Origin of the sequence: Streptomyces barringtoniae (assembly GCF_020819595.1) — a bacterium.
GTDB classification, from domain to species: domain Bacteria; phylum Actinomycetota; class Actinomycetes; order Streptomycetales; family Streptomycetaceae; genus Streptomyces; species Streptomyces barringtoniae.
In genome coordinates this window covers 50367-62130 of record NZ_JAJHNP010000034.1, presented here as the reverse complement: position 1 = coordinate 62130, position 11764 = coordinate 50367, and the positions used below count along the sequence as shown (strand labels likewise).

General features: G+C 66.8%; 8 protein-coding genes and 1 pseudogene. 3 read left to right on the top strand and 6 right to left on the bottom strand.

Annotated elements, in window-relative coordinates; genetic code table 11:
• The first annotated feature begins 426 nt into the window (after window positions 1–426).
• Window positions 427–900 carry a nuclear transport factor 2 family protein gene (locus LMU33_RS38710; protein ID WP_228626455.1) on the top strand — a complete coding sequence of 158 codons (474 nt, stop codon included), beginning with the start codon at window positions 427–429 and terminating at the stop codon, window positions 898–900.
• Between the two features lie 558 nt (window positions 901–1458).
• Here the strand turns inward: LMU33_RS38710 and LMU33_RS38705 are convergent.
• The 4 genes from LMU33_RS38705 to LMU33_RS38690 form a co-directional block, all read right to left on the bottom strand.
• Complete coding sequence (locus LMU33_RS38705; protein ID WP_308280844.1) at window positions 1459–2199, bottom strand: MIP/aquaporin family protein; 741 nt, start codon at window positions 2197–2199, stop codon at window positions 1459–1461.
• A 206-nt stretch (window positions 2200–2405) separates the two neighbouring features.
• Window positions 2406–3956, bottom strand: coding sequence for an MFS transporter (locus tag LMU33_RS38700; protein WP_372478142.1), 1551 nt, complete (start codon window positions 3954–3956; stop codon window positions 2406–2408).
• 174 nt (window positions 3957–4130) lie between these two features.
• Window positions 4131–4790 carry a hydrolase gene (locus LMU33_RS38695; protein WP_228626449.1) on the bottom strand — a complete coding sequence of 220 codons (660 nt, stop codon included), beginning with the start codon at window positions 4788–4790 and terminating at the stop codon, window positions 4131–4133.
• 73 nt (window positions 4791–4863) lie between these two features.
• Window positions 4864–6768 (bottom strand): amidohydrolase, encoded by a 1905-nt coding sequence (locus tag LMU33_RS38690; protein ID WP_228626447.1) that lies wholly within the window; start codon window positions 6766–6768, stop codon window positions 4864–4866.
• A gap of 634 nt (window positions 6769–7402) precedes the next feature.
• Between LMU33_RS38690 and LMU33_RS38685 the strand changes: the two genes are divergently transcribed.
• On the top strand, window positions 7403–8095 hold the full coding sequence (locus tag LMU33_RS38685; RefSeq protein ID WP_228626463.1) for a YoaK family protein: 693 nt from the start codon (window positions 7403–7405) through the stop codon (window positions 8093–8095).
• Window positions 8096–8136: 41 nt separating this feature from the next.
• On the opposite strand, the gene LMU33_RS38680 is transcribed toward LMU33_RS38685, so the two are convergent.
• Window positions 8137–9171, bottom strand: coding sequence for a hypothetical protein (locus LMU33_RS38680; RefSeq protein ID WP_228626445.1), 1035 nt, complete (start codon window positions 9169–9171; stop codon window positions 8137–8139).
• 150 nt (window positions 9172–9321) lie between these two features.
• Window positions 9322–10248 carry a glyoxalase gene (locus LMU33_RS38675; protein ID WP_228626443.1) on the bottom strand — a complete coding sequence of 309 codons (927 nt, stop codon included), beginning with the start codon at window positions 10246–10248 and terminating at the stop codon, window positions 9322–9324.
• Window positions 10249–11256: 1008 nt separating this feature from the next.
• On the opposite strand from LMU33_RS38675, the pseudogene LMU33_RS38670 reads away from it, so the two are divergent.
• A pseudogene (locus tag LMU33_RS38670) lies at window positions 11257–11726 on the top strand (TetR/AcrR family transcriptional regulator); the annotation flags it as partial.
• Window positions 11727–11764: the final 38 nt, after the last annotated feature.

The window sequence follows — 11764 nt, the reverse complement described above, 5'->3', positions numbered from 1 at the left end:
GATATCCAGTCGCTCGACGAGCGCGAAGCAACGTCAGCTTCTGAACACGGTGGAGCGCGGGCAGGTGGCCCGCGAAACTGAGCATCCGTCCCCGCTCCGCAGGTCAGGCATCGAGCGTGGGCGAACTCAGCCGGGCCTCTGCTGCCGAGCCCAGGCGTGCACATCGGTGATCTTGAACTGCAGCCTGGCGCTACGGCCGTTCCCGAACTTGTAGGGAGTGGGTCCGAGTTTGGGTGCATCTCGGTACACCCATGTGATCGACATGTTCAGATACTCGGCGGTCTGCGCAAGCTCTGCGCTCGCGTCGGTCGCAGCTTCGCCCGCATGAAGCGGTAGAACGGACAGAAAGAACCGACGACCAGGACGAAGAGCGAACTACGTCCGTCCACAGCGAGCGGAATCACGGTATTGAAAGGAACAACCGCGATGGCCCTGACCCAGCAGACGATGACCGATGAGCAGCGTAAATCGGTCGTTCTGGAATATCTCAAGGCCTTTGACAACGGTGGTGTGACTTCCAGCGGCGGCAACATGGTGGACCTGTTCGCCGATGACGCTCAGGTGTACTTCCCGAAGTGGGGACTGGCTACCGGCAAGGAGGAGATCGGCACGCTCTTCGCCGAAGTCGGCACCACGATCAAGGCGATCAAGCATCACTACGCAGACTTCAACTGGATCTTTTCCGGCAGTGATGTGGTGGTGTGTGAGGGGACCAGCCATGGTGAGCACCGTGACGGTGCGTGGCGCGCCGGAGTGCCCGAATGGGGCGCCGGACGATGGTGTGACGTATTCGAGATCCGCGACTGGAAGATCCAGCGCTGTTTCGTCTACCTGGATCCCGACTATGCCGGCAAGGACACCGCCCGCTACCCCTGGCTTGCCAAGCGGACTAATCCTTGAGAGCGGCTTGCCTCGGCTGGCCGCTTCACACTTTTGACGAAACTTCCCCGTGAATTCTGCCCGCCCGATCAAGAGGGAGTTTCGTCCCCGCAGGGATGTAAACTGAAAGTCGAATCTTCGGCAAGTCCGAACATTGTCAACTGATTGTAAATCCAGGCGTCGCCCTGGGGATTTACACGTGCGTCTCGGTCGCTGTGAATGTGTCCGCGGTGCCGGTCTGCGGCAGGGGCCTCAGAGCGGCGACGGCATTCATGGGTGGACCTGATGTCGCGATTTCCGTTACCTCGGTCGGCGGCCTTGGTCTCGACGGTCGCGACGGGATGCGTGGAGGCGTCTCTCGCGGCCGTAAGGCCTCGTCGGGAGTGGCGACCCACTCCTTCTCCGGCCTCGATGCCCTTGCGGATTCGCTGACGTGGACGCCGGCGGCTGATGGTGCAGCACGGCTTCGTGCAGGGGCCGCCAGGGCTCGGTTCTGGACGGGGTGTCGACGCGCGGTGTCGGGATACCGGCTGCCCCGCCACCGGTGCCGGCCGCACCATCCGGCGGCGGCCCGGGCCACTACCCACGTTCTTTCAGGGGCGCGCCGTCTTCCTCGGTGCCGCACAGCCGGTGGGTTAGGACCGTGCGGTGCTTGTTCACCCGGTCGAGGACGAAGGCCGCGATGAGAGCCCCCACCATGGGGGCGAGCAGGTACACCCACAAGAAGGACGACTGCCCGGACGCCAGGGCCGGTCCGAACTGGCGTGCCGGGTTGGCCGAGCCTCCTGTGGTGGTTCCCAGCAGGGCAATCGTTCCGCCGATCAGGAAGCCGACCAGCCAGGGGACCAGGCGTGCCAGGCGAGGGGCCTGCAGGAAGAACCCGACGAGGTACACGATGGCACCCATGCTGGCGGCCTCGGCGGCACCCATGCTGGCGGCCTCGGCGCCAAACAGCTCAGCTGCCGTCCAGCCTGCGCCGGGCTGCAATACGGCGGAGGCCACCGGGGGGTCTTTGGCCGCCGGTCCCCATACGGCGCCGGCCAGGAGTACTCCCAGGACGGAGCCGATGAGCTGTGCCAGGACGTAGGGGACAACGGAAACGCCCGGGAAGACGCCGAACCGCCACATCGCGAGAGAGATTGCTGGATTGATGTGTCCGCCGCTCGTCCTGCCTGGCCGGCTGAGGATGAGAGCGGCGATCAGTAGTCCGACGGCTGCCCCGACGATCACCAATTGCAGATGAATCCGATCGACCTGGTCGGAGATGAAGGATGGGCCCATCACCCATCGGACGATCGTGGTGACGCCGAACAGCAGCACAAATGCGAGGTAGCACTCCAGGGCGCTGTGACCCGCGATCGTCGCCGGCCGCGGAGGGGCGCTGCCGGTTCGCCCGGCCGGCCGTGGGTCGCTGGAGGGTGCGGGAGTCTCTGGCATGGCGATCCTCGGGAACGGGAAGAGTGGCCCGGCGACAGGCATCGGGACGTCGCCGGGGTGACCTCGAACGTGGCTCTGGTGCCGTCGGCTCAGCCGCTGTTTCGGCGCGCTGGAAGATAGTGAGAGACCTTGAACGGGTGCTCGGGATCCAACAGCGATCTGGCCTTCTCCTCGGCTGACCGGTCATATCCGGTGAGCCGGCCACGGTGCTGCCGTTCATGCTCCTCCCACGAGGCCACCGCGAAGACCTCCAGGTATGTGTCTGGTTGGGAGCCGTCACGGAACAGATCCCAGCGCAGTGCACCGGTGCGCAGACGGGAACGGCCCACAGCCTCCATCGCGTCGGTGAAAGTATCCGCGTGGTCGGCTGGAACGCGGTACTCGACCGTGACGAGAACTGGTCCTGTCGATGCCGATGGATCGAGAACCATGACGGGAGCCGGCCAGTGCATGGAGGGCGACCGGTCCAGAGCGGTGTCAGGCACGGAGAAGAACAGTCCGGCCAGGGAACCGATCACCAACACCGCGGCCGCCACCAGCAGCGCTCCCCTCAGGCCGATCCCGTCGGCGAGCCCGCCCCACACCGCGGCGCCGATCGCCAGGCTGCCTTGAAAGATCGTCAGGTAGACGGCGAGGGCCCGAGCGCGCACCCACTCGGGGACTGTCACCTGCATCTGCGCATTGAGGATCGACAGGACGCCGACCCAGGCGAGCCCGGAGAACACCAAACCCACGCCGACGACCCAGGCAATCCCCACCAGAGCGAGCACGACCAGCGTCATCGCGAGCAGGATGCCCCCGCCGGCCAGTGTCACATTGCTCGACCACCGGCCGCGTACCTGCGGCAGCAGCACCGCCCCCAGTACCGCTCCCGCTCCGACTGCCGCGAGCAGCAGGCCGTACCCGCCAACCCCCAGCCCCAGCTGCTGATGCGCGGCCACGGGCAGCAAGGCCCACAGCGCCGCCGCGCAGGGGACGTAGACCAACGATCTGCCGAGCGTCTTGCGGACCCTCGGCGCATGGCGCACGTAGCGGTGACCTGCCCTGATCGCGGGGAGCAGTCGCTCGGCGGCCACAGGGCTGGTGGCGGCCGGCCGGTGCCATGTCGCCAGGGCGGCCAAGGTGACGAGGAAGGATGCGGCGTTGAGGGCGAAGACAGTGGCCGCACCGGCCACCGCCACGACAAGGCCGCCGAGAGCAGGGCCGACCGCACGGGCCACGTTCATGTTCACACCGCCCAGAGCGGCAGCAGCCGGAATCTGGTCACGTGAGGCCACGAGGTCGGGTTGGATGGCCTGCCACGCCGGATTCATCAAGGCCGTGCCGCAGCCCAGCACGAAGGTCAGAGCCAGGACACCGGAGGGGTTCATGTGCCCCAGTGCGGTGAGAGCGGCGAGCAGTCCGGCGGCCGAGAGCATGAGGACCTGGGCGAAGAGCAGAAGCCTGCGGCGGTCGACGATGTCGGCCAGGGCGCCTGCAGGGATGCCCAGTATGAGGACCGGCAGGCTCGCGGCTGTCTGTACCAGAGCGATCTGCCCTGCCGATCCGGACTGTTGGGTGATCAGCCACTGCGCGCCGACCGTCTGCATCCAGCTGCCGACATTGGAGACGAACTGGGCCAGCCACAGCGTCCGGAACACCCGTATGTGCAACGGTGCCCAGGTCGACACGGTACCGGAAGGCGGGGTGGGTGGCTGGGCCGTGACCGTGGAACCGCCGTTGGCAGGTGGAGTCATCCGCGGTCGCCCTCCGGAGCAGAGAGGTTGGAGACGGGGCCGAGGGCGAACGAGGGCGGCGCCGGCCGGCTTGGAGATTCAGCCCGTGTGGCTGCCGAACATGGCGCGGGCGTAGGTGACTCCTATGCCGTAGGCACCGGCGTGCTGCGTGACGATGTCCATGACCGGCTCGTACGTGTCGGTGCGACCCCAGTCGCGCTGCCATTCGAGGAGGGTGGTGAGCCAGGTCGTGGGGACGATGCCACGCTGTGTCATGCGCGTGACGGCGTTGTCGTGAGCAACCGGCGACACGCCGCCGCAGGCGTCGGTGGGAACGTACACCTGGTAGCCCTGGTCGGTGGCGGACAGGGCGGCGAACGAAATGCACACCTCGGTCCACAGGCCGGCCAGCACGATCTTGGGTCGTCCGGTGGCCTTGACGGCGTCGACCACCCGCTGGTCCTCCCAGCAGTTCATGGTGGTTCGGTCGATGGGCTCAGTACCGGGGAACTGCTCCGCCAGCGGGGCCAGCAGGGGGCCGGAGAACGACTTGGAGGCGACGGTGGTCAACACCACCGGTACGTCGAAGACTTTCGCGGACTTCGCGAGAGCCACGGTTGCGTTGATGATGTCACCGCGGTCGGCGCTGGTGGTGCCGAAGAACATCTGAGGCTGGTGATCCACCAGCAGCACGACGCTGTCCTGCGCGGTGAGAAGCTGTGCGGCGGGGGCGTCCGTCACGTTCTGGATGTTGACCATGGTCCTTCTGCCCTTCAGCTGTTGTGGATGCCCTGGTACCGACGGATCGTTGCCTCGCCTGCCGTACGGCCGGTCACAGAACGAAGCAGGCGTCGAAGATTTCGGATGCTGCGGCATCGTCGGGAGCGAATCCCTGGACGATGCGCCACTGGCGGTGCTCTTCCGATTCGGCTGCGGCCTCGATCAGTGCTTGGGCCTGCCGCACTCCGGAGGGCGGGGTCGGGAACATCGTGTGGTGGTAGCCGCCGTAGTAGGTGACCGGGCTCCAGGACGGCGATGCGTCGGGCAGGGCGGGGGCGAGCCCCTCGAACTCCCCGGCCGCGTAGACGACGCGTCCGCCGACAACGGTCAGCAGCGACTCGATGTGGGAGATGTCCTCTTCCGGAACGGTGAAGTAGTCCGCCGACAGGACCGCCACGTCGGCGTAATAGCCCTCCTTGAGGATCCCCTTGACGTCGCTCTCGCCGGTCAGTTGGGCGCCGGCGGCGGTGTACATACGCAGGGCGGTGTCCCTGTCGACCATGTTTTCGGGGGAAGCCAGAACCTGGCCGCCGATGGAGCGCCCTCGTACAAGCCATTCCAGGGACAGCCAGGGGTTGTAGCTGGAGACTCTGGTGGCGTCCGTGCCGGCGGCGACCGTGAGGCCTTGGTCGAGCATCTTGCGGATCGGCGGGGCATCGGATGCTCGAGCGGCTCCGTACCGGTCGCGGAATGCGCTGCCCTGGAACATCATCCGGTTCTGGATGGACAGGGCGCCCCCCATGGCCGCGATGCGGCTCAGGCTGGCCTCGGAGACGGTTTCGGCGTGGTCGAAGAACCAGGGGACACCGCGCGGGAAGCCGGTGTCCGCCGCCACCTTGTCGAACACGTCGAGGTTGGCGGCGATGGTCTCCCCGTAGGTGGCGTGCAGGCGGAACCCCCAGCCGTTGTCGAGGAGCAGGCGTACTGCTGATTCGAGTTCGCTGTCCGCACGCTCCGGCCGCAGAGGCCTTGGCTCGGTGAAGTTCTCGTAGTCGGCGGGGGACCAGGCCAGGTTTTCGCCCGCCCCGTTCAACCTGAGCCACTCGTCGCCGTCGCCGGGCCGTACCATGCCGATCCAGCGTCGCAGATCGTCCAGTTCCTGCCCGGCGGTCTGCGGGAACAGGTGGTAGGCGATACGCATCGTCAGCAGGCCCTGTTCGGCGAGTCTCAACACCGCTCCGTAGTTCTCGGGGAAGTTCTGGAAGCCGCCACCGGCATCGATCGCGCTGGTCAGGCCGAGCCGGTTGAGCTCATGCAGGAAGTGCCTGGTGGAACCGATCTGTTCCGCGTCCGACAGTTTGGGGCCCTTGGCCAGAGTGGCGTAGAGCAGGCCGGCCGCGGGGGTTGCGAGCAGAAGACCGGTGGGCTCTCCCGAGTGGTCCCGTACGATCTGGCCGCCTGGCGGAGCGACGCTGTCCTTGGTGAACCCGACTGCTCGCAACGCGGCCCGATTGAGAATCGCGGACTGATAGAGATGCAGCACGAAGACAGGAGTGTCAGGTGCCGCAGCGTTCAACTCCGATACCGTGGGCAGGCGTTGCTCGGCGAACTGTTCTCCTGTCCACCCGCCCACGACGCGCACCCACTGACCCCGGGGCGTGCGCGCCGCCTGCTCGCGCAGCATCCACAAGGCGGTGCGCAGGGAAGGGACGCCGTCCCAGCGCAACTCCAGAAGGTAGTTCAGACCACCACGGATCACGTGCAGGTGGGAGTCATTGAGCCCCGGAATGACGCGTCGGTTGAGCGCGTCGATGATGCGCGTGTCCGGCCCCACGAACGGGGCGATGGCCGCATCGTCACCGATGGCGGTGATACGGCCGCCGCGTACGGCCAGAGCAGCAGCCCCGGGCCGGGCTGCATCACCTGTGTGAATACGCCCGTTACGGATGATCAGTTCGGCCGGCTCTTGTGCGTTGGGGACAACGGCGATGCCGTCTACGGACATTGTGTTGATCATGTAGATGCTCCATGACGCACGTGGCTGCAGGATCGGTCACGCCGGTACCGCCGGATGACGTAAAGACGCCGGATGTGCGGGAGCCGGCATCGGGCAGTGCCGGACAGTGCACTCAGGAGCCTGCAGGCCCGGCTTGCCGGAGAGGCGGCTGCCGCACTGCTTTGGACCTGGGGACCTCCCTCATCGCTGGGCCTACATCTGAACGTGTAGGCGCCAGCCGCGGAACTCCCAGGACTGGCATCAAAAAGCCTAAAAGGCGACGTTATGTCCCATTCAGGAGGTTAGCTGCATTCAATTGCGCGGGCATCTCGGGCTGCCATCTCCGCCGTGCGGGCAACCGCGTGCGTCGCGCTCGGCCTGGTGACGGGTGGCGTCGCAGGTCTCGTCACCCCCGGGTTCGGTGGCGCCTGAGGTCAAGCAGTTGTAGACCTTGTTGACGAACACTGCTCGAGCTGAGAGGAAATAGTGCCCAAGTGCGCCAGGAACGGCCTCACGGTCCGGCTCCGCTGCCAACCGCGGGCCTGAGGTTCCCACATGAATCTTTAACTGTCTGCTCAAGTGTTGCGACCCGACCGCCGTGGGGAGGGTCGGCAGCTGGAGGACCAGGCCTCGAAGGTGGCTCGCTGTGAACGGTATGAACCCACATGGTCCCGGCACGGAACGCGATCCTGCCCACCCGCCCCGGCTGCTGGGAGTGCTCACTGTTCTGACGATGGTGACCGGCCTCGTGGACGCCATCAGCTATCTGGGCCTCGGGCATGTCTTTACTGCGAACATGACCGGTAATGTAGTGATCATCGCATTCGCGCTGGTGGGCGCGCCGGGCTTCTCGTTGCCTGCATCGGTGATCTCCCTGGCCGCGTTCTTCGTCGGAGCCGTGGCGGCAGGCCGCATGGAACTGGCGCTGCGCCGTCGTCCGCGCCACCACTGGCTGCGCGCCTGCCTTGCGGTGGAGGCAGGGCTGCTGGGAGTGGCCAGTGCGGTGGCTTTTGCCCTCCCCTCCGGGATCAGGTACTCCGTGATCGCCTTGACCGCGCTGGCTATGGGGATGCGCAACGGTACCGTGCGCAAGCTGGCCGTTCCGGACATGACAACCACGGTCCTGACCTTGACGGTCACCGGTCTCGCCTTCGATTCCTCCCTCGCCGGCGGCACCAATCCACGTGCCCTACGGCGCGTCGCCGCGGTGGTGGTGATGCTCGCAGGCGCGCTGCTGGGAGGCTGGCTCGTCCTGCACCATGATCTGGGCTGGCCGCTGCTGATCAGTGCCATCACCGTGGCGGCCACCGTTCTTGTTCTGAGGCCCCTTCCCGACAAAGGCACGTAGTCGCCGGGATCCGGCCTTTCGCTGCCTGGGATGAACGGCCGTCAAGGCGAGACATTCGGCTTGCGGTCGACGGGGGTGACGGGTGCGATCTTCTCCTTGCACGTGCGCCGCGGACCGGACCAGGGGGCAGGGACGGCATCCAGGAGATAAGCGAAGCGGTAGGCGAGGTCTTCATAGTTGACGCGCCAGCCGCAGAAGTGCGGCCATGCCTGCTCCGGGGTGCGTTCGACCGTGTAGCCGTGCGCGGTCACATGAGCGACGGCCTCGGCGAACTCCTCGTACGTGAGCTGGATGGGCGAGTCGGGGGAGGGGTCCGGTTCGAACGGCAGGCGCCAGACCTCGGCGATGTTGCGTAGGCAGACGAAGCCGCCCCGCAACGTGAGCCGGGCATCGGCCTGCGGGCAGCTGGGACTGAGGGCGAGTTGCATGGCCGCGGCGTCCATGACGGCCAGCAGGGAGACCAGCCAGTGGTCGCCGGCCCTCGGCGAGCGGAAGCGGCTGAGTACCACGTAGCTGGTGTGGCTTTCACTGACCTCGGCCGACCAGCGCTCCCAGCTGCGGAACAAATCCGTGATGCTGTCGGTCAGCCCGATCTGTGCATAGCGGGCCAAGATCTCCGGTCCCCAAGGCGGACTGCCGGCCCGTGCCTGCAGCATTGTCACTTCGGCTTCGCGGCGGGAGTAGGCGCCGTACAGAGCCGGCAGGTAGCCGATCTGGAGGCCGATGATGATGGGCCCGGTCGCAGCCGCGCAGAGGTCGAGCGCCGTCAGCTCCACGGTACGGCTGCTGGCGAAGCCGAGCGTGAATAGCGCTACACCTGTCTCCCACAGGGCGCCCACCGCGCCGAATCCGCTGATGGCCATCTGCAGCATCGAATAGCCCAGCCAGGCCGCCGCCAGCCATCCGACCAGGTGGAACAGGACGGAGACGGCGGCCTCCGGAGCCAGTACACGATCCTTCTCCTGGAAACTGGGGAAGCGGTCCGCCATGAACTGGAACGGGACGTGCACCATCCTGTGCAGCACTCGTGTGAAGGCGGACCGGGTCGGCCGGGGGATCAGCAGTGTGCGCAGCACCGACGAGAACGTACCCAGGACGATCAACGCACCGACGACGCCGATCAGGACACGCACAGGGACCTCCCGCGGTGAAGAACTGAACGGGCTGATGTTCTCCGTTGTGCACGACGCCCTGAGTGCGCCAGCCGTCGAAGCGGCGGCGCCCGGTCAGCGGGACGTGACGTCATGGATCTCGGCGATGTAACCACCGGGAAACTTCACGATGGCGCTATGGCGGCCCGCCGAGAGGTGAGGTCCCCACAGCACCGTCGCACCGGCGGCTTCGGCCTTGGTCAGCGTCTGCGTCAGGTTCGCGACCTGGTACCCGGTGACCTCTCGCCCGAACGGGTAGGGCAGGTGTCCGTCGGACACCGTGACGACGGTCTTGCCGAAGGGGGAGGTGAGGCGGATCTTGCGGTACGTCTTCCCAGGCAGCCCGATCTCGCCCGCGTCCGTCTTCGGGCTGTCCGACACGACAGACCCACTGGTGAACTGCATATAGGAACGCAGGAATGCGCTCACCGCGTCGGCCGGCACGTATACGCGGTTCTCCGGAATCGTCGTGAGCGGCTTGTACACGGGTGCCGTGGTGTGCCAGTACAGCTGGGTGTTGATTCCGCCAGGAAACTGGATGACCGCATCCCGGCCGATAGGGTCGGGGAAGGGGGACACCAGCACATGGGCGCCGCTGGCCCGTGCCTGCCGTATGCCGGCGTCCAAGTTCGTCATCAGCCAGCCGGTGCGCTCTGCTCCGAACGGATACGGTACGGGCGTTTGGAAGTCGAAGACCGACAGAGTGCCGACGGGCGAGAGGACGAGTTCGGACTTGGTCCGGCTGGGGGTGGGGGTGACGTCCGTGACCGACACGGCGGTGTTCGTCCCACCGAAGGTGGCCTTCCAGCTGGCGGTGAACGCGGGCACCTTACCGGGCTCGACGTACACGTGTGTCGAGTCGTATTGAGGCCCGACGGCTATTCGGGAGCTGCTCCGGGCGGCCTGTTGCGTGTTGTCCGCCGAGGTCGTGATCGCACCGGTGGCCAGCAGGCCGGACGTGGCCGCCAGGAGCAGGATGCAGGCGAGAACACGATTCCTCATGAGGCTCCTCCGATTCGAGGCAGCTGCCGGAGATCGCCCGGGCAGGTCCCTGCCGGGGGGCCATGCGGCGACATCCCGATGACTGCGCAGCGAGGTCGCATACCCACAGAGCGTAAGCAAGGCTGCATGATGACGCACCTGGGAGGTGCGTAGTCTCTGCAGGGGTGAGTGGCACAACCTGATCGGATGCCAAGGGCGACTGCGCCGTATCCGGCCCTGCGTGGACAGACAGCCCGGCTCGGCAGCGAGAGGCTTCCGTGATGGCGGTCCAGTGATTCTCCGCATTCCCGTTCGCCTGTCTGGCCCGAACCCTGATCGCCTGCGCTCATGCACATGAAGGTGGGGGGTACCGCGATCTACCGGCACCTTCTGCCGGGATCGATCGGCAAGGCGGCGCAGGTTCTGGACATGGCGCTCGCGGCCTGACGCTGCGGGTGGTCCCTGGCCGCGCCGGCGGCCAGGGATCGCGGGTGGAGGAACTCAGCCGAGCTTCTGCTGCCGAGCCCAGGCGTGCACATCGGTGACCTTGAACTGCAGCTTGGCGCTACGGCCGTTCCCGAACCTGTAGGAGACGCCCGAGCTTGGGTGCATCTCGGTACACCCACGTGATCGACATGTTCAGATACTCGGCGGTCTGCTTGGCGTTCATGAACTGCGTGGGCATGCAAGGTCCTCAAGGTCACATTCGATGACAGGGCCTGAGCCTCCGCTGTAGACCGCGGTTTGCCGGGGCAGCGGATCGAGTGGTACGGAAACGCTCCCTCATGATTTCCGAGCACCGGCATCTGAGCCCTTGGCCCCAGGGCCGCCGCGCAGTGGGTGACTCGACCGGAGACAGAGGATCCGGCCTTCGGTGCGCTGCACGTTCGTCTCAGCAGTTCCCTGGCTGCTGGTGGTGCACCATCTGCCGCGCTTCTGACCCACGCAAATGTCTGATGCCTAGGGGGAACGAGCGGGCCTTGGCCCGGACTTGGTCCGGATCTTGAAGGCTTGATGTGGATTCAACCCTTGCTTCTGCTGCCGAGCGCGCGCCGCGCCGGCGCGGCGCCGACAGCGCCCTACCGGCACTTCGCCGACAGCAACGCGCTCTTTTCGGCAGTAGCCGCGGGGGCTACCGCGAGTTCGCCGCCGACCTGGCCGCAGTGCACCCGGCGCCCGCGACGCCCGACGACCACGCGACCATGGCCGTCGCCCACGTGCGGTTCGCGCTCGACCACCCGGTCCTGTTCCGCGCGATGTCCGCCGAGCCCTGCGACCCGGACAACCAGGAGCGCGCGGCCGCGAACGCGGCCATCGCCGGATACGTCGACGAACTCGTCCCGCGCGCCCTGCCGGCCACCGGGGCCGACTCGGCAGCCGTGGCGACGGCGGTGTGGGCACTGGTGCACGGCCTGGCATTCCTGCGCCTCGACGGCAAACGGGACACGGCCACGCCGGACGAGATGGCCACGCGGGTCGATGCCGTCGTCCGCGCCCTCCTCGCCCGACTCCGCCCGCGGCGTGGGGCCAGGTCACG